16 protein-coding genes are annotated in these 17395 nt (G+C 65.4%); 4 read left to right on the plus strand and 12 right to left on the minus strand.

From position 1 onward, the window contains the following. Positions 1–96 precede the first annotated feature (96 nt). The gene (locus ACIQ3B_RS05280) at positions 97–1926 is read right to left on the minus strand and encodes a flavin-containing monooxygenase (RefSeq protein WP_397400334.1); all 1830 of its coding nucleotides are present in this window, start codon (positions 1924–1926) and stop codon (positions 97–99) included. A 141-nt stretch (positions 1927–2067) separates the two neighbouring features. On the opposite strand from ACIQ3B_RS05280, the gene ACIQ3B_RS05285 reads away from it, so the two are divergent. Next, a complete protein-coding gene (locus tag ACIQ3B_RS05285; protein WP_397400336.1) occupies positions 2068–2445 on the plus strand; it encodes a VOC family protein in 378 nt (125 codons plus the stop codon). A 69-nt stretch (positions 2446–2514) separates the two neighbouring features. Here the strand turns inward: ACIQ3B_RS05285 and ACIQ3B_RS05290 are convergent, their stop codons facing one another. After that, complete coding sequence (locus tag ACIQ3B_RS05290) at positions 2515–2919, minus strand: GFA family protein (RefSeq protein ID WP_397400338.1); 405 nt, start codon at positions 2917–2919, stop codon at positions 2515–2517. A 606-nt stretch (positions 2920–3525) separates the two neighbouring features. On the opposite strand from ACIQ3B_RS05290, the gene ACIQ3B_RS05295 reads away from it, so the two are divergent. Next, positions 3526–5313: an ABC transporter ATP-binding protein gene (locus ACIQ3B_RS05295; protein WP_397400340.1), complete on the plus strand. Its 1788-nt coding sequence runs from the start codon at positions 3526–3528 to the stop codon at positions 5311–5313. Between the two features lie 9 nt (positions 5314–5322). Here ACIQ3B_RS05295 and ACIQ3B_RS05300 read toward each other — a convergent pair whose 3' ends face one another. Both ACIQ3B_RS05300 and ACIQ3B_RS05305 read right to left on the minus strand, forming a co-directional pair. Next, positions 5323–6165 carry a prephenate dehydratase gene (locus tag ACIQ3B_RS05300; protein WP_397400342.1) on the minus strand — a complete coding sequence of 281 codons (843 nt, stop codon included), beginning with the start codon at positions 6163–6165 and terminating at the stop codon, positions 5323–5325. After that, the gene (locus ACIQ3B_RS05305; protein WP_397400343.1) at positions 6162–6899 is read right to left on the minus strand and encodes a 3-deoxy-manno-octulosonate cytidylyltransferase; all 738 of its coding nucleotides are present in this window, start codon (positions 6897–6899) and stop codon (positions 6162–6164) included. The genes ACIQ3B_RS05300 and ACIQ3B_RS05305 overlap by 4 nt, the downstream gene beginning before the upstream one ends. Positions 6900–7036: 137 nt before the next feature. Between ACIQ3B_RS05305 and ACIQ3B_RS05310 the strand changes: the two genes are divergently transcribed. Beyond that, positions 7037–7729, plus strand: a complete 693-nt coding sequence (locus ACIQ3B_RS05310) for a c-type cytochrome (RefSeq protein ID WP_397400345.1) — start codon at positions 7037–7039, stop codon at positions 7727–7729. A gap of 37 nt (positions 7730–7766) precedes the next feature. Here ACIQ3B_RS05310 and ACIQ3B_RS05315 read toward each other — a convergent pair whose 3' ends face one another. The 8 genes from ACIQ3B_RS05315 to ACIQ3B_RS05350 all read right to left on the minus strand — a co-directional run bounded on the left by ACIQ3B_RS05315 (position 7767) and on the right by ACIQ3B_RS05350 (position 16036). Beyond that, positions 7767–8597 carry a C40 family peptidase gene (locus ACIQ3B_RS05315; RefSeq protein ID WP_397400347.1) on the minus strand — a complete coding sequence of 277 codons (831 nt, stop codon included), beginning with the start codon at positions 8595–8597 and terminating at the stop codon, positions 7767–7769. Then, entirely contained in the window at positions 8594–9970 is a 1377-nt protein-coding gene (locus tag ACIQ3B_RS05320) for a leucyl aminopeptidase family protein (RefSeq protein WP_397400349.1), read from the minus strand. Before ACIQ3B_RS05320 ends, ACIQ3B_RS05315 begins: the two co-directional genes overlap by 4 nt. 9 nt (positions 9971–9979) lie before the next feature. Next, entirely contained in the window at positions 9980–10495 is a 516-nt protein-coding gene (locus ACIQ3B_RS05325) for a prepilin peptidase (protein ID WP_397400350.1), read from the minus strand. A gap of 123 nt (positions 10496–10618) precedes the next feature. Then, on the minus strand, positions 10619–10786 hold the full coding sequence (locus ACIQ3B_RS05330; RefSeq protein ID WP_397400352.1) for a Flp family type IVb pilin: 168 nt from the start codon (positions 10784–10786) through the stop codon (positions 10619–10621). Positions 10787–10985: 199 nt separating this feature from the next. Further along, positions 10986–12410, minus strand: a complete 1425-nt coding sequence (locus tag ACIQ3B_RS05335; protein WP_397400353.1) for an MFS transporter — start codon at positions 12408–12410, stop codon at positions 10986–10988. 109 nt (positions 12411–12519) lie between these two features. Next, positions 12520–13692 carry a pyridoxal-phosphate-dependent aminotransferase family protein gene (locus ACIQ3B_RS05340; protein ID WP_397400355.1) on the minus strand — a complete coding sequence of 391 codons (1173 nt, stop codon included), beginning with the start codon at positions 13690–13692 and terminating at the stop codon, positions 12520–12522. A gap of 64 nt (positions 13693–13756) precedes the next feature. Then, the gene (locus tag ACIQ3B_RS05345) at positions 13757–14533 is read right to left on the minus strand and encodes a tyrosine-protein phosphatase (RefSeq protein WP_397400357.1); all 777 of its coding nucleotides are present in this window, start codon (positions 14531–14533) and stop codon (positions 13757–13759) included. A gap of 57 nt (positions 14534–14590) precedes the next feature. Next, on the minus strand, positions 14591–16036 hold the full coding sequence (locus tag ACIQ3B_RS05350) for an AMP nucleosidase (protein WP_397400359.1): 1446 nt from the start codon (positions 16034–16036) through the stop codon (positions 14591–14593). A 104-nt stretch (positions 16037–16140) separates the two neighbouring features. On the opposite strand from ACIQ3B_RS05350, the gene ACIQ3B_RS05355 reads away from it, so the two are divergent. After that, positions 16141–17391 carry a dicarboxylate/amino acid:cation symporter gene (locus ACIQ3B_RS05355; RefSeq protein ID WP_397400360.1) on the plus strand — a complete coding sequence of 417 codons (1251 nt, stop codon included), beginning with the start codon at positions 16141–16143 and terminating at the stop codon, positions 17389–17391. The last annotated feature ends 4 nt before the right edge of the window (positions 17392–17395 follow it).

Here is a 17395-nt window from a genome sequence, read left to right on the forward strand (position 1 = left end):
CCGCCGGCGACGTGATCGCCAAGGCGAGCTCAACCATCCGCCTGATCCCCACCGACGCCGTGCAGGCTACGACAAAGCGGGCGATGGCGTAGTCGTCTAGCGGACCTCAAGTCCCGGCATCTCCCCCGTCGCCCGCCAACCCTCCAGCACCTGGAAAAACTTCAGCGGTCCGGCGCCGTACATGTCGGAGAAGAAGCCCGCGCGGTTATCCTTGGCGCCTTCGCTGTTGTAGTACCCCGGGGTGCACTCCTCGTAGAACCGCCGGCCCATGCGGGCGAGGCTGCGGACCTCCTGAACATAGGCCGCCTCGGCCTCCTCCGTAGGCTCCAGAACGGCCGCACCGCGATCCCGCACCTGGCTTACGATGTAGGCCACATGGTTGGCCTGCTCGTTCAGGGCCTGCGGCACGCTGATGGTGATCGCGGTCTGGGTGAAGCCCAGGAAGAAGCAGTTCGGGAAGCCGTGCGTGGTCAGGCCGTGGAGGGTCCGCAGGCCCTCGCCCCAGTGTTCCGACAGGGTCTTGCCGCCGCGCCCGACGATGTCGTAGCCCGCGCGCCGGGTATAAGACGTGCCGACTTCAAAGCCGGTGGCGAAGATCAGGCAGTCCAGTTCGTATTCTTTGCCGTCCACGACCACGCCGCGCTCGGTCATCCGCTCCACGCCCTGGCCGTGGGTGTCCACCAAGGTCACGTTCGGGCGGTTGTAGGTGGGCAGATACTCGTCGTGGAAACAGGGCCGCTTGCAGAACTGGCGATACCAGGGCTTCAGCGCCGCCGCCGTCACCGGGTCTTTGACGATTTCGTCCACACGGGCGCGCACCTGGTTCATCTTGTTGTAGTCGGCCAGAGCCATCAGCTCGCCGCGCTCTTCCCGCGTCAGCCGTCGGCCCAGGCGGCGTGACGCCTCCTTGGCCGCATTGCCGGTGAGACGCCGGTAGATGTCGGTCCAGCCATCGTGGACCAGGTCCTCGTCAGTATCGCCGCCGCTCACCAGGATGTTGAAATTCTCCATCCGCTTCGCCTGCCAGCCAGGCTCCAGGGAAGCGGCCCAGACCGGATCGGTCGGTCCGTTGTTGCGTACGTCGACCGACGAAGGCGTCCGCTGGAAGACGTAGAGCTCCCTGGCCCCTTCGCCCAGATGCGGGATGCACTGCACCGCCGTGGCCCCGGTGCCGATGATGCCCACGCGCTTGTCCTTCAGGCCTGTCAGGCCGCCGGCATTATCGCCGCCGGTATAGGCGTAGTCCCAACGGCTGGTGTGGAAGGTATGGCCCCGGAAGTCATTGATCCCCGGAATGCCCGGCAGCTTCGGGCGGCTGAGCGGGCCGTTTGCCATGGCCACATAGCGGGTGGCGAACCGGTCGCCGCGGTTGGTGCTGATCATCCAGTGCTGGGTGGCCTCATCCCACTCCATACCCGTGATGGAGGTCTGCAGCAGCGCATTGTCATAGAGACGGTAGTGCCGGGCGATGTTGCGGCTGTGCTCCAGGATCTCGGGCGCGAAGGAATACTTGTGCTTCGGCATGTAGCCGAGCTCTTCCAGCAGCGGCAGGTAGCAATAGCTCTCCACGTCGCACATGGCGCCGGGATAGCGGTTCCAGTACCAGGTGCCGCCGACGTCGCCGGCGGCCTCCACCAGCCGGATATCCTCGAAGCCGGCTTCCCGCAGCCGGGCGCCCATCATCAGCCCGCCGAACCCGCCGCCAATGATGGTGAACTCCACCTCGTCGGTCACGGGCGCGCGCGTCAAGCCCGGCTCGACATAGGGGTCCTCCACATAGCGCGAGAACTCGGCCTTCGCCTCGGTGTACTGGGCGTTGCCGTCTTCGCGCAGGCGCTTGTCGCGCTCGGAAAGGTATCGGGCATGGAGGGCGTCGGTATCGACGGCGCCGCCGGCGAGTTCGACAAGCTCCGGTGGCAGGTTCATGGTGCGCTTCCTTCTTTTCGGACAGGTTAGGCTGCGGGAACATGCCAGCACAATTTATTCTGGCTGAATCGTCTCGCCGGGATTGTCGCGGTTACGATTCTTCGCTCATGTGCGCCCCTCTCCAAGGGAAGGAATTCAAGCATGTTCTCGCACATTATGGTCGGCGGTAACGACCTCGAGCGCTCCAAGAAATTCTACGACGCCGTGCTCGGCACGCTGGGCGCCGGTCCGGCGATGGTCGACGGCCATCGGATTTTCTACATCACCCCCACCGGCATCTTCTCGGTGTCCCAACCGATCGACGGCGCGCCGGCCACCTACGGCAACGGCGCCACTATCGGCTTCGCCTGCGCCACCTCCGAACAGGCTGACGCCTGGCACGCGGCAGGTGTCGCCAACGGCGGAACCACCTGTGAGGATCCCCCCGGCGTCCGTGAAGGCGGCATGGGCAAGATGTACCTGGCCTACCTGCGCGATCCTGATGGAAACAAGCTTTGCGCGCTTCACCGCATGGGGTGACCTGAGGCGCCTTCGTGCGTCAGCGAATTCAGGACGGCGGCCGCCCCAGGGACGGCCGCCGTTTTGCTGTCATCCTGCCGGTGGTGAGCCGCCGACCTCCACATGCCACCATCGCGGCCTCGCGCCGCGAAAGGAATGTGATGTAGGCATCAGTTCTTTGGCGCCCGGCTTGTCGAAAACGCCCAGCACCAGAGCGACAACCGGAGCGTCATCCACCGCGCCCAGCGTGCTGCCGCACGTCGGACAGAACGCCCGGCTCGAATAGTCTGACGAGCGATAGAGCGACGGCGCGCCGCCAGGTCCCGTCCACCGGACGGCCTCGCGCGGGAACTCGACCCAGGCAGTGGTCAGCGCCCCGCTGTGCCGCTGACACATCCGGCAGGAACAGGTGTGCGGCTTCGCCGCCGGGCCAGTCGCTTCAAAACGCAGATCGCCGCAAAGACATCCGCCGGTATATGTCCTGACCTTCGTCATCGCCTTCTCACTCTGTGTGGCATCCAGCCCCAGGTTCTCATCCCAGCCCTTAGCGAGTCTACTGATCTTGCCGCGCCGCACGGGCGGATCCCTTGGACGGCGAGATCGTTCGCAGGGAGGAATGCGGCGCCAGTGACGGCTTCGTGAGCGTATGTCTCGTGGATCGGCAGCGGCTCGCTGTTGTGGGAACGCCCTCTTGCCTGGTCGAACTGCGCCTGGCCAGATCCGGAGGAAGATCCCCGGTGTGGCCAAACCGCCACCATCAATCGCCACCAGCCAAAGTGTGAACCCCGTTCCTTGACCCCTCCCCAAACCCCGCCTAGCTTTCCGACCTTCGAGGTTTGAGCAGGGAGGTTCGTCAGAATGCCAGCTGTCACAAAGACGTTTCCCCGCACGCGCCTCGGGCCGCCGCACCTTTAGGTCGATCAAACCGCTTCGCTGAACGGCCTTCTTCGGCCGGTCTTTGAAGTCACGCTGCGCGCCCAAGGCCCTCTGGGCCCCTTTCTCCAACGCTCCGCCAAATCTCCTTACCTTTCCAACACGGAACTGTGGGGACTCCCGCTTGAGGGCGTCCCCGTCCGTCGCCGCCATCCCGGGACTTGACCCATGACTGACCACTACGAAGACGAGGACGAGAACCGCCAGCGGGTGCTCTCCAACAAGCAGGTGCTGGGATTCATTTCCCGCTACTGGTTACGTACGCCCTGGTTGCTGACCGGCACCATAGTGCTGACGCTGATCGCCATTGGCTTTGACCTGGCTCTGCCCTGGGCGGCCGGCCGGCTGGTCGACGCCGTCACCGCCGGCCCGGCCAATCATGACCCGGTCTGGCGCGCCTGGGCCGTGTTCGTGGGCGTCTACCTGGCGTTCTCGGTGATCCGCAACACCTCGATGCGGTTCCTGATCCCGATGTCGGCCAACAACATGAAGCGCATGACCGATGAGGCCTTCAAGCGGGTGCAGGGCTTCTCGGCAGACTGGCACGCCGACAGCTTCGCCGGCGCTACGGTGCGGCGGCTGAGCCGCGCGATGTGGGGCTATGACGTGGTGACCGACGCGGCGCTGATCTGGTTCGGCCCGGCGATCATCGTGCTGTTCGGCCTGTGCGGCATGATGGCGATGCGTTGGCCGGTGGTGGGCCTTTTCGCCTTTGTCATCGTGGTGCTCTACGTCGCGTCCAACATCTTCCTCACGGCCCTCTACGCTCGGCCCTCCAACCTGAAGTCGGTGGCTATGGACTCGCGGATCGGCGGCGCCATCGCGGACTCGATCTCGTCCAACGCTACTGTCAAATCCTTCGGCGCCGAGGCCCGGGAGGAGGCGCGGATCGCCAGCGTCACCGAAATGTGGCGGACCGTCACCATCAAGACCTGGAACCGGTTCACGGACCTGTGGCTGTTCCACAACCTGATCCTGGTGGCTCTGCAGGCGGGGTTGACCGGGCTGTTGCTGATGCAGTGGCAAAAGGGTCTGGCGACCACCGGCGACATCGCTTTTGCGATCACGTCGTTCATGCTGATGACCAGCTACCTGCGCAATATCGGCGAGAACATCCGCATGGCGCAGCGCGGCCTGGATGATACGGAGGACGTGGCCCGTTTCGCGATCACCGAGCCGCAGGTAGCCGACGCCGCCCAGGCGCCCGCCTTCCGTTCGGAGGCCGGCGAGATTGTCTTCGACCGGGTGGTGTTCCGCTACAAGTCGGCCGATCGGCCGCTCTATGACCGGTTCACGCTCCGCATCGCGCCGGGCGAGCGGGTGGCGCTGGTCGGCCCCACGGGCTCGGGCAAGTCCACGTTCGTGAAGCTGGTGCAGCGTCTCTACGATCTTGAGAGCGGCGCGATCGTCATCGACGGTCAGGATGTATCGAAAGTCAGTCAGGGTTCGCTTCGGCGCGCCATCGCCGTGGTGCCGCAGGACCCGGCCCTGTTCCACCGCACGCTTTCCGACAACATCAGGTACGCGCGGCCGGACGCAACGCCTGAGGAGATCGCGCTGGCCGCCAGGCGGGCGAGGGCGGCCGACTTCATCGCGCGACTTCCTGCGGGCTACGACACCCTGGTGGGCGAGCGCGGGGTGAAGCTGTCAGGCGGCGAGCGTCAGCGGGTGGCCATTGCGCGCGCCTTCCTGGCCGATGCGCCGATCCTGGTGCTGGACGAGGCCACCTCGTCGCTGGACGTGGAAACGGAGCGTCAGGTGCAGGCGGCGATGGAGGAGTTGATGGTGGGGCGCACCACCATCGTCATCGCCCACCGGCTCTCGACCATCCGGGGGGCGGACCGGATCCTGGTGTTCGACGAGGGTCGGATCGTCGAGGAAGGCCGCCATGGCGAGCTGGTGGAGAAGGGCGGGGCCTACGCTCGGCTTCACGCCGTGACAGAGGGGGTGGCGTAGCCTGCCCCCTCAGCGGCTCCGGAACGGATCAGCCGGATAGGTTCCCAGTATTTCGAACCTGTCCGTGAAGAAGGCGAGTTCCTCGAAGGCCAGCGTCAAGGCACGGTCTTCGGGGCGCCCGTCGACCTCGCCATAAAAGAAGGTGGCCCTGAAGGCGCCCCCCTCCATGTAGCTCTCAAGCTTGGTCATGTTGATGCCGTTAGTGGCGAAGCCGCCGAGGGCCTTGTAGAGCGCGGCTGGCAGGTTGCGCACCCGGAACACGAAGCTGGTGACGCACGTCGCGCCCGGCGGCGGCGGGGCAGGCTCAGGGTCTGCGGTCATGATCAGGAACCGCGTGGTGTTGTTGTGGGTGTCCTCAATGTCGCGGGCCAGGATATCGAGGCCGTAGATGTCGGCGGCCAGGGCTGGGGCGATCGCCGCGCGCGTGGGATCCGGCCGCTCAGCGACGATCCGCGCGGAGGCCGCCGTGTCGCTCGCGGCCTCCAAGGTCACGCCCAGAGTCCGGAGCACCTTGCGGCATTGGCCCCAGGCGAAGGGCATGGAGACGACGGTCTTGAGATCCTCGCGCCGCGTCCCCGGATTGGCCATGAGCTGGAAATGAATCGCCTTGAACCGCTCGCCGATGATTTTCAGGCCTGACGATGGCAGCAGGTGGTGCACGTCGGCGACCCTTCCGGCGATGGAGTTCTCAACCGGGATCATGCCCAGCTGGCAGTCACCCGCCTTCACCGCCTCGAATGCATCTTCGAAAGTTGGGTGTGGTACAGGCGCCATATCAGGGAAGGCGGCCATGCAGGCCTCATGGCTGTTGGCGCCCAGTTCGCCCTGGAAGGCGATTCGCCCCTTGGTCATGACAGCGTCCTTGCGTAATCGCGGGCCCGCTCGAGATCGGCGGGATTGTCGACGGAAATCGGCGCGTCCGGCGCCACCACTGCCCAGATCGAGAGGCCCAGTTCCATGGCGCGAAGTTGTTCGAGCTTCTCGCGGGTTTCCAGTGGCGACGGTGGCGCAGCGTTGAATCGTTCGAGCGCGGCGCGACGGTAGCCGTAGATGCCGACATGTCGCCAGACCGGCGCGTCGCCGTAGAGCGTGGAGCGGGTGAAGTACAGGGCCCGGCCCGTGCGGCCGTCCGGCAGCATCGCCAGCACGGCCTTGACCACGTCTTCATTCGAACGGTCGGCGGGAGAGACTTCGGGCGCGACGACGGTGGAGATATCGCACAATGGCTCGTCCGCCAGCAGGCCCACACACGCCGATAGGATCCGGGGCGCCACGAACGGCATGTCGCCCTGCAGATTGATCACGGCGTCGTGGGAGCCGGTCGGGTCGAGGATCGCCAGGGCGGCCTGGATCCGGTCCGAGCCCGAGGGCAGATTCGGATCGGTCAGGACGGCGCGGCCGCCGGCCAGCTGGATGGCGTCGACGATCTCGCGATCACCCGCTGCGACGACGACGGGACCGATGTCTGCAGCCTGGGCCTGACGCATCACCCGCACGATCATCGACAAACCTCCGATATCGGCCAGAGGTTTCCCGGGCAGTCGGGTCGCGGCCATGCGCGCGGGGATGATGACAATCGGGTTCATGCCGTTGGGTAATGTCGCGCGAGGCCTGTTGCGCGAGCGCCGGTAGCGTGTAAGAGAGCCGCACGCAATAAGGGGCGGGATTCCCGCGTGTTCGTGGGTGATGACCTACGGCCTATGAGAGGCGTGACCAGGGGACTATGAGCGAACTTACGTTCAACAAGATCGCCGGCGCTGCGCTGGCCACGGGTCTGGCCATCATTGGCCTCGGGCAACTCTCCGCGGGCGTATTCGGGCCCGAGAAACCGGCCAAGCCGGGGTATCTGGTCGAGGTCGCCGAAGAGGGTGGCGGCGGCGCTGTGGTCGAGATGCTGCCCGACTGGGGCACGGTGCTCCCGACCGCCGACATCGAGGCCGGCAAGGCCGTTTTCGCCAAGTGCTCGTCTTGCCATACGATTGCACAAGGCGGAGCGAACGGAACCGGACCGGCTATCTGGGGCGTCGAGGGGCGCAAACCCGGCTCGCATGCGGGCTTTGCGTACTCGAAGGGCATGGCCGAATTCGGCGCGAAGCAGGCGATCTGGGACTACGACAGCCTCTATGAGTTCATCAAGGCGCCGGCGAAATACATGCCCGGGACCAAGATGACCTTTGTCGGTCTCAAGAAGCCCGAAGACCGTGTCAACGTCATCGCCTACATGAAGAGCCAGGGTGGTACGCTACCGATCCCGGCGCCCGACCCGTCGCGCGCGCCAGGCGCAGCCGCAGCGGCTGCCGCGCCTGCGACGACGGCTCCGGCAGCGACAGACGCCGCAGCACCGGCAAGCGCCGGCGCACCTGCGGCAGCCGAAGCTCCGGCGGCAGCGGCTCCCGCGGTTCCCGCCAAGAAGTAAGGGCGCCGGCTCCGAAACGCCCGGGCCGGCTTCTCCTTCAGAGACGCCGATAACTGGTCGGTTGAGACCCTGTGTCGCCGATCCGTCCGATCGCCTCGGCGAGCGGCTCAACGGCTACCGCCATGTGATGCCCATTGGCGTGGATGATCAGGCCGTCGCCCAGACCGATGGCCACGTGGCCTTTCCAGAAGACCAGGTCGCCACGTCCGAAAGCATCCGCCGGGATGGCAGATCCCAACTCCTCTTGCTGATCCGCATCCCGCGGGCAGGCGCGGCCGCAGGCAAACAGGGCTTGCTGGACTAGTCCCGAACAATCCAGCCCCAAACTCTCGCGGCCACCCCACAGATAGGGAGCTCCGAGGAAACGCTCGGCCACAGCCGCCCAGTCGTCGTCGCCCACGCCAATGGGTTGAAGGTGGTCAGCGGTCATCCAGCCGGCGCCCGAAACCTTGGCCAGACGACCCTCGATAGCCTCGACGGTCACCAATGCATTGATCGAATAGGGGCCAGATGCACGTGACTTGATGCTGGGTCCGGAGAAGGCGTAGGTGCGGATGGCAGCGACCCGATGGGTGGGCCAAGATCCAGCCGGCGCCAGCAGGGCGGCTTCTACAAAGCCCACATATCCGTCACGCAGCGACTGACCCAGACGCCAGACGCCTTCTTCCTCCAGAACCTCGAACCGCTCGCCGAACAGAAGCTTATCCATCTGTTCGCTCTCGGCGTCGGGCGCGGCGCGGATGGAAGCCGCCGGCGCGGTACAGGTCATGACCCGGGTGTCGAGATAGACCTCGGCCTCCAGCACGCCTTCCAGCCGGCGTGCTGCGATACCGTCGCGACAGGGGGTGATGCGGGGGTCGTGCTTCACACAAAACGTTCCCGGATCATTCGGTAGAGGCCCCGGATCGTCTGGGCCTCGCCTCCGGTCGCATAGCCCGGCCGGGCACGGGGGTTCCAGGCGAACACGTCCAGATGCACCCAGGCGCCCGTCGGCGCAAATCGCTGCAGGAAGAGCGCGGCTGTCACCGCACCGGCCTGGGCCCAGGCGTCGGGATCATTCTTGATCCCGGCGACGTCGGAATCGAGCGCATCAGAATAGGCTTTCCAGAGCGGCATGCGCCACAATGGATCCCACTCCGCCCGGGCGGCGGCCTCGATATCGGTGGCCAGGCCCTCGTCGTCAGTGAAGTAGGGCGGCAGTTGCGGGCCCAGCGCCACGCGGGCGGCGCCGGTGAGGGTGGCCATGTCGATGGTCAGCGCCGGCTCCAGCTCGCAAGCCCGCGTCAGGGCGTCGGCCAGGATCAGGCGGCCCTCGGCGTCGGTGTTCCCCACCTCGATCGACAGACCCTTGCGGGAGGCCAGAATGTCGCCCGGGCGCATGGCGTCGCCCGAGATGGCGTTCTCCACCACCGGAACCAGGATCGACAGGCGCACCGGCAGGTTCGCGGTCATGATCATCCGGCCCAGCGCCAGTACGTGGGCGGCGCCGCCCATGTCCTTCTTCATGTTGCGCATGCCGACCGATGGCTTGATGTCCAACCCGCCAGTATCGAACACCACGCCCTTGCCCACGAGGCAGACGAGAGGTTTGTCACCCTCACCCCAGCTGATTTCGATCATCCTGGGCGCGCGGGATGAATCGGCGGCCCGGCCCACAGCATGCACAGCGGGATAGTTTTCGGTGAGAAGGGCGTCGCCCTCGACCACGCTGATCCGGGCGCCGTGTTGCTCGGCAATCTCGCGGGCGATGGTTTCGATCTGGCGCGGACCCATGTCATTGGCGGGCGTGTTGATCATGTCGCGGGCCAGCGCGCAGGCGTGGGCGACCTGTCGGACTTCAGCCGCGTCGGCGCCCTCGGCCACCAGCCTGGGTTGCTCTGCGGCAGGTGTCTTGTAGCGGTCGAACCGATAGCTCCCGAGAGCGAAATGGAGCGCAATCTGGTCGGGGGTGACGCCCTGCGGCCGGGCGGCGATCTGGTAGACGCCAGGCGGCAGCTTCGCCGGCAGCGTCCGGTAGACCGTGGGGTGCTGGGCGTCGCCGGCGCCGAACAGTACGCGGTCGAGTGCGCCTTGCGCATCGGGAACCAGCAGCAACTGGCCGGTCTTGCCCTTGAAGTCGGCGGTGCGGGCCAGGGCGGCGGCAAACGCATCGGTCGCCAGAGCCGCCGTCGTCTCGGCCTCGGTCAGGGCATGGATCGGGACGGTCGGGCCGTCAAAGGTTTCAAGGATCACGTCGCTCATGCTGACACCCTAGAACCCGAGACCGGCACCGAACAGGGTCTGCGGGAAAGCCACCAGCGCGCCGATGGCGATCGCCACGCCGTAGGGCACGCTCTCGCCTGGATCGGCGAGCCTGGAGATCCAGCGGGGGCCGAGCAGAATCAGCGGACGCAGTTGATCCGACCTGAGGGTCAACAGCAGGATGGCCAGCGCGCCGCCGGCCAGCGCCGTGGCCAGCAGGAACAGACCGAGGGCTGGCAGGCCCAGCCAGAGGCACACCGCCGCCAGCAGCTTGGCGTCGCCGCCGCCCACCCAGCGTAGCGCGAACATCCCCATCCCGGCTGCCAACGCCGCTGCGCCGACCCCGAGGTTCATCGCCGCGGACGCAAGCGGCATGCCGACGGTCAGGGCCGCGAGCGGAAACGCCGCCAGCAGCGCCAGGGAAATCCAGTTGGGGATCGTGAACGACAGGGCATCCTCGACCGCCGCCGTGAGGACGAGGCCGAGAAACACCAGGGCGGGGAGGGCGGCGAGGGTCGGGAACATTTCCTGTGGGCCTGTTTCGACCTCTTTTACGCGCCGTCGATGAACGGAGCGTTGCAGCCACGGTTCAAAAAGAAAGGGCCCCGGCGTTTCCGCCGGGGCCCGGTTAAGGCGACTGCGCCGCGCTTAGACCTTGACCGCAAGGGCGACTTTCTCGAAGTTGCCCTTCAGGCTCGTGCCGACTGCGCCCAGAGAACCGACCAGCACAACGGCGATCAGGGCGGCGATCAGGCCATACTCAATGGCGGTGGCTCCGGATTCGTCTTTCAGGAAGCGGTTCATGAAGTTCGACATTGGCTCTATCTCCTATTTTGCGAGCAGGTGGTTGGGGCTTCAAGCGATTGCCTGCTCGCCCCTAAGAACACGCACAGATTGCGCCGCCAGACTTAAATCGAGATAAAGTCACATCCCTAAATTCTGTAGATGATGATCAGGAATTCATTATGAAATTCGGTCAACCACGGATCGAATTCAGATCCCGGGCAATAGCCGTTCATGCGTGAAATTGATGGCCCCGTCCGCCACCTCGCACGAACGACAAACCCGCCAGACCGATCATCAGCAAGATCAGAAGCATGGCGAATCCCCCTTGCTGGGTGCCGGTGACGCGCGTGCCAAGGTTGACCATCGTTGGCGCCAGCCAGGCTGTAGCCACGCCGGAGAGGGCATAGACGCCGAAGAAGGTCCCCGTTTGCTCGGGTGGTGTCAGGCGCGTAAGCAGTGTGCGGCTGGAGGCGTACTGTGCGGTGATGAAAATGGCATTCACGAAGCCGATCAGGATGAACACCACGTCGGGTATATGGGTGAAGACGGGTCCGTTCCAGAGCGGTCCATGGGCCGACGGATCGTAGGGCCAGAAGAAGAGGATCAGGTCGGGTCGCATTCCCAGCATGGCAGCCAGCCCCAACATCGACATCGAAATCTCGATCCTCAGCGCGTTCTTGGGCCCGATGCCGGCGTCCAGCCAGCGACTGACATAGCCGCCCAGTACCGCCGCGATGCTCAGAAGGATGCCGTAGCCCAACATCTCCAGGGCGCCCCATTTCATGACGCCCACAGCATAGACCCCGGCATAGACCAGCACCCCATTCATGCCGTCCACGAAGAACATTCGCGAGCCGATGTAGATGGCCGCGTCACGGTAGTGGGTGATCGCCGTCAGCATCTTCCAGAGCTCTACGGCCCCTTCCATGACCGCCCGCACGGGTCGGATACCTGTCGGCGGCGCGTCCGGCGTGAACAGGAAGAGCGGGATCGCGCCCAGTAACATCAGGCCCGCCGACATCAGCGCTACGACCCGCTGGGGTTCATTGGTCGCAGGATCCAGTCCGAAAAGCGGGGCCGCTGGTACCCAGGGCCAGTCTACCACCCCGGGAAGGGCGAACGCCCAGGCGGTGAACGCGAGCGCCAGGACCGAAAACAGGTTGCCCAGCGACAGGGCCAGTCCCGAGGCCTTGTGCGCGTTGTTCAGACCCGCTGCCCGGATCAACAGCGAATTCTGCAGGATCCCGGCATAGTTGAAGAGCACCTGCACCGTCATGGCGATCAGCATCGTCATGGCCACAGTCAGGCCTGTGCCGTCCGGCTTGGCCCACCAAAGCGCAGCGGTCAGGGGAATCATCAGGGCGACGATCACGCCCAGCATCCCCTTGCGTTGTCCCAGCTTGTCGATGGATGCGCCGAGGAACGGCGCCGTGGCCATCACCGCCCACCCCGACCACTGCTGCCACTGCGAGATGATCTCCTGGCCGCGCACCGCGTCGCCGACCATGGCGCCTGCGACGTAGGGCATGAAAATGTAGATGATAATCAGGATGACGAACGGGCTTTGTCCGCCCTCGAAGATGGCCCAGGAGACGCCCCCGCGATTGAGATTCGTGTCCGGGCTCCGGTCAGGCGCGGCGGCGGTGTCTGTCACTGGATTTCCCCCGGCGCCGCTTCACGCTGCGGCGACCATGAGGCTCACCGTAGCGGGCAGCCCTCGTCTGTCGAGGGGGATAAGGAACGGGACAGCGCCGCCCGGTCGACTATGCCGCGAGACTTGCGTCCATGGCCGCCAGAACGGCTGCACGATCCACTTTCACACCCTGGGCCGCCAATGCCTCGCTGAGCGCCGTCAGGCAAAGGCGCACATGCCAGGGGGTCGCCGAGGCGCCCATCAGCCCGATCCGCCAGACCTTGCCCTTGAGTGGACCGAGACCGGCACCGATTTCCAGATCCCAGGTGTTCAGCACATGGGCGCGAACCGCAGCCTCGTCGACACCCTCGGGCACCAGCACCGTATTCAGTTGCGGCAACCGCCACTTCGGATCGACCAGAAGTTTCAGACCTGCGGCCTCCAGACCGGCCGCCAAAGCCTCATGAGTGCGGGCATGTCGTACGGTGGAGGCCTGCAGGCCCTCCTCGAACAGCACCACTAGCGACTCATGCAGCCCATAGAGCGCATTGATCGGTGCGGTATGGTGATAGGTCCGGCCACCCTCGCCGCCCCAGTAGGCCATCAGCAGGTTGAAATCGAGCAGCCAGTTCCGGACCTTTTCCCTGCGCCCGGTGATCGCGGCCTGGGCGCGCTTGCTGATAGCGATGGGTGAGAGGCCCGGAGGCGCCGAAAGGCATTTCTGGGTTCCCGAATAGAGAATGTCGGCATCCCAGGCGGCGGCGTCCACCGCGATCCCGGCCAGCGAGGTCACGCAGTCAACGACAGACAGCGCGCCGTGCCTGCGCGCCAGACCACACAGAACCGACGCATCGCTGCGGACCCCGGTGGAGGTTTCGGCATGCACAAACGCCAGGACCTTGGTCGGAGCTTCGGCCAGGGCGACTTCGACGCGCGCCGGATCGACCGGCTGGCCCCATTCATGTTCTATCGTGACCACCGTGGCGCCCGCGCGTCCGGCCATGTCAGCCATGCGACCGCCGAAAACCCCGTTGATCGCGACCACACAGCGGTCACCGGGCTCCAGCAGGTTCATCATGGCGGCTTCCATGCCGGCGGTTCCGGGGGCGGGCAGCGGCACGCAGGCGTGATCCGGCGCATTGAACACCCGCTGCAACGCCGCCTTGATCTCCTCCATCAGAGTCTGGAACTCGGGGTCCAGATGGCCGATGGTCGGCCGCGCCAGAGCGGCCAGCACCCGCGGGCTTACATCGGAGGGGCCCGGCCCCATCAGGACCCGGCGCGGTGGCTGGAAGGATTGCATGGCGGCTCCCCGTTAACTCAGAGGCCGGGTGCTTAGGACGTCAAGGCCCCCGATGGCAACCGGATCAGGCCAGCAAGCGGTCGTGGATACGTTCGCGCAGGGCCGGCGTCAGCCCCAGCGCCTGGTCCAGATAGCCATCCAGCGAGCCGTGGTCGCGACGCATCACACGGAACGCTTCCTCCAGATATTCCGCCTCGACGCGCATGGCGGTCAGCAAGGCCTCGTCGGAAGGCTCCCGTCCACCGGATGCCTGGGTAACGTGCTCGCGCATGACAGGCAGGCGCGCCACCATGCGCTCGTGATTGTTGGTGAGCAGGTAGTCGTGGATGATATCGTCGTCGTGGACGCCGGCCACATGGTGGGTCAGCGCGCAGATGATGCCTGTGCGATCCTTGCCTGCCGCACAATGCACCAGGATCGGGCCGGTGGTTTCGGCCAAAGCCCGGAAGTAGCGGGTGTACAGATCAATGTGGCGACGCTGGCCGGGCGCGGCGCGATAGTAGTCGCGCATGTAGGCGTGAAACGAAGCGACGCTCAGGTCAGACGACGCAATGAAGGTAGACCACTCATCGGCTGCTTCCTGCCCGATATCATTTTCGATGACCTGGGCGGAGAACCCGTCCCACCGCCGACTGGGCTCGCGCTCGCGTTCATTGGACCGCCGCAGGTCGACGATCACCGACAGGCCCATCTCCGCCAGCTTCGCGAGGTCCGCGTCGGTGGCCCGGGCCTGGTGAGCCGCCCGGTAAAGCACGCCCGAGCGCAGCCGACGCGCGCCAGCGGCATAGTCGCCGAAGTCGCGGAAGTTATCGATTCCGTCAAAGGGGATGTGTCGGGTCATGGGCAGGTCGGTATCCCGGTTGGGCGACAGTTTCGATACACTACTGCTGTGCTGGACCTACCGGAATGGCGGTTCATCGAAGCTGCGCAGTTTGCGAGAGTGCAGTCTTGAACCCTCGGCCCGTAACAGATCGATGGCCTCAAGGCCGATCTGCAGATGCTGGGCGATGGCGCGGTCATAGAAGGCGTTGGCCTGGCCGGGGAGCTTGATCTCGCCGTGCAGCGGTTTGTCCGACACGCACAGCAAGGTCCCGTACGGCACCCGGAAGCGATAGCCCTGGGCGGCGATTGTGGCGCTTTCCATGTCGATGGCCACAGCGCGGCTCTGGTTGAAGCGCAGCGCACTGGAGGAATACTTGAGTTCCCAGTTGCGGTCGTCGGTTGAGACCACCGTGCCGGTGCGCAGGCGGCGCTTCAGCACATCGCCGGTCTCCCCGGTGACCCGCTCGGCCGCGCCGTTGAGCGCCACCTGGACTTCGGCCAGCGGCGGTATCGGAATCTCCGGCGGGAGCACCTTGTCAAGCACATGGTCGTCGCGCAGGTAGGCGTGGGCAAGGACGTAGTCACCGATCTTCTGCGAGCCGCGCAGGCCGCCGCAGTGGCCGATCATCAGCCAGGCCTGGGGCCGGAGGACGGCCAGATGGTCACACACGGTCTTGGCGTTGGAGGGGCCGACGCCGATGTTGACCAGGGTAATGCCCGTCCGGCCGGGCGCCATCAGGTGATAGGCCGGCATCTGATGTTTGCGCCAGGTTCCTGCCGCAACGGTGGCTTCAGGGTCCGGAGTATCGGCGGTGATCATCACGTGGCCTGCCGCCGACAAGGCGGTATAGGGGCCGCCCGTCTTCAACTGGGCGGCGGCCCAGCTCACGAACTCGTCCACGTAGCGGTGGTAGTTGGTGAACAGGATGTACTGCTGGGCGTGTTCGGCTGGCGTACCGGTGTAGTGGGCCAGGCGCGCCAGAGAGAAATCGGTCCGCAGGCCGCCAAATAGCGCCAGCGGACGGGCCTCGTCTTCCGCGCCGATCCAGGCCCCGTCAGCGATCTCGTCGCCGATGAACGCCAGTTCCGTGGTCGGAAAGTGCTGGCCGATCTCTACGGAGCTGACGTCGGCCTTGGCGATGTCCGCCGGATCCAGAACGTAGGGAAACGGTATCTCCTGGGTGGAACGACCTACGTCCAGCTCGACCTCGAAATCCTCCTGCAACAGCGACAGCTGTTCGATCAGATAGTCGCGATAGAGTTCCGGCCGGGTGACGGTGATCGCATAACGACCGGGCGCTGCGATCCGGGCATAGGCGCGGCTGATCCGGGGGAAAGGCTTCCCGGGCGGCCATTTCAGGCGCAACTCCGGGTACACCCAGGCTCCTGCACGGCGGGCCGAGGGGTCCGGCGCGGGACCCCCGGCCAGGAAAGTCTTGAGGGCGGTGCTGAGAGACTCGACGCTTTGGCGATATTCAGTCTCTAGCCGATCAACGATGTCGGCTGCTTCTGTCTTGTTCATCCGGAGCAATATAGCGTCTCTGTGTGACGCTTGCGAGCGCGTCCTGCTGGACGAGGCCTCCAATCTTGGCGACAAAGGGAGGAGCGCGTTTCCCTGGGGGCCAAATGAACCGCCTGTTCACCTACTTTGTCGTCGGATCCATGATCCTTGGGGTGCTGGTCGGCTGGATCGTCAACGTCACGATGCCGACCGAGGGCGCCGCCGCCGTCGCGGACAACCTGACCATCATCACCGATGTGTTCCTGCGCCTGATCAAGATGATCATTGCGCCCCTGGTGTTCGCCACCCTGGTGGCCGGGATCGCTCACATGGAAGACGCCGGCGCGGTCGGACGGATCGGCGTCAAGACCATGGGCTGGTTCATCACCGCCTCCATCGTCTCGCTGACCATCGGCCTCATCATGGTTCACATCCTGAAGCCGGGCACCGGCCTCAACCTCACCCTGCCGGATGCGGGCACTACCGGTGCGGCCGTCGATACGGCAAAGTTCACCCTGCGCGACTTCATCACCCATCTGGTGCCGAAATCCATCGTCGAGGCGATGGCCAACAACGAGATCCTGCAGATCGTGGTGTTCTCTGTGTTCGTGGGCACCGCCGTCGCAGCCATCGACGACAAGGCGCCGGCAGTGCTGGCCCTGGTCGAACAGGTCGCCCAGATCATGCTGAAGGTCACCGGCTACGTCATGACGACGGCGCCGCTTGCGATCTTCGCCGCCCTGGCGGCAACGATCTCCACCCAGGGGATCGAGGTGCTCTGGACCTATGTGAAGTTCATCGGCGGCTTCTACCTGTCGCTGGGCATTCTCTGGGCGCTGTTGATCGGCGCCGCCGTGATTATTATCGGCCCAAGGGCGCTGAAACTTATCGCCGCGGTGCGCCAGCCAACTCTGCTCGCCTTCTCCACCGCATCGTCGGAGGCCGCCTATCCCCGCACCCTCGATGCGCTCCAGCAATGGGGTGTCTCGCGCAAGGTGGCCAGCTTCGTGCTGCCGCTGGGCTATTCGTTCAATCTCGACGGGTCGATGATGTACTGCACCTTCGCGACCCTGTTCATCGCTCAGGTGTACGGAATCGAGATGTCCGTCGCCCAGCAGGTGACCATGCTGGGCTTGTTGATGGTCACGTCCAAGGGCATGGCTGGCGTGCCCCGGGCGTCGCTGGTCGTCATCGCCGCGACCCTCGCCTATTTCGATCTGCCGGAGGCGGGGTTGCTGTTGATCCTGACCGTGGACCACATCCTCGACATGGGCAGATCCGCCACCAATGTGATCGGAAACACGGTCGCTTCGGCGGTGGTGGCCAAGTGGGAAGGCCAGATCCAGGATCCGGAGGAGGGCCCGGCCAAGACCTGACGGC

The sequence above is a fragment of the Phenylobacterium sp. genome, assembly GCF_044358365.1.
Taxonomy (GTDB): Bacteria; Pseudomonadota; Alphaproteobacteria; order Caulobacterales; family Caulobacteraceae; genus Phenylobacterium.

Bases quoted from the DNA above. Each gene is read 5' to 3' on its own strand.
- ACIQ3B_RS05280 (WP_397400334.1), bottom strand. From the start codon at position 1,926: ATGAACCTGCCACCGGAGCTTGTCGAACTCGCCGGCGGCGCCGTCGAT.
- ACIQ3B_RS05285 (WP_397400336.1), top strand. From the start codon at position 2,068: ATGTTCTCGCACATTATGGTCGGCGGTAACGACCTCGAGCGCTCCAAG.
- ACIQ3B_RS05290 (WP_397400338.1), bottom strand. From the start codon at position 2,919: ATGACGAAGGTCAGGACATATACCGGCGGATGTCTTTGCGGCGATCTG.
- ACIQ3B_RS05295 (WP_397400340.1), top strand. From the start codon at position 3,526: ATGACTGACCACTACGAAGACGAGGACGAGAACCGCCAGCGGGTGCTC.
- ACIQ3B_RS05300 (WP_397400342.1), bottom strand. From the start codon at position 6,165: ATGACCAAGGGGCGAATCGCCTTCCAGGGCGAACTGGGCGCCAACAGC.
- ACIQ3B_RS05305 (WP_397400343.1), bottom strand. From the start codon at position 6,899: ATGAACCCGATTGTCATCATCCCCGCGCGCATGGCCGCGACCCGACTG.
- ACIQ3B_RS05310 (WP_397400345.1), top strand. From the start codon at position 7,037: ATGAGCGAACTTACGTTCAACAAGATCGCCGGCGCTGCGCTGGCCACG.
- ACIQ3B_RS05320 (WP_397400349.1), bottom strand. From the start codon at position 9,970: ATGAGCGACGTGATCCTTGAAACCTTTGACGGCCCGACCGTCCCGATC.
- ACIQ3B_RS05325 (WP_397400350.1), bottom strand. From the start codon at position 10,495: ATGTTCCCGACCCTCGCCGCCCTCCCCGCCCTGGTGTTTCTCGGCCTC.
- ACIQ3B_RS05330 (WP_397400352.1), bottom strand. From the start codon at position 10,786: ATGTCGAACTTCATGAACCGCTTCCTGAAAGACGAATCCGGAGCCACC.
- ACIQ3B_RS05340 (WP_397400355.1), bottom strand. From the start codon at position 13,692: ATGCAATCCTTCCAGCCACCGCGCCGGGTCCTGATGGGGCCGGGCCCC.
- ACIQ3B_RS05345 (WP_397400357.1), bottom strand. From the start codon at position 14,533: ATGACCCGACACATCCCCTTTGACGGAATCGATAACTTCCGCGACTTC.
- ACIQ3B_RS05350 (WP_397400359.1), bottom strand. From the start codon at position 16,036: ATGAACAAGACAGAAGCAGCCGACATCGTTGATCGGCTAGAGACTGAA.
- ACIQ3B_RS05355 (WP_397400360.1), top strand. From the start codon at position 16,141: ATGAACCGCCTGTTCACCTACTTTGTCGTCGGATCCATGATCCTTGGG.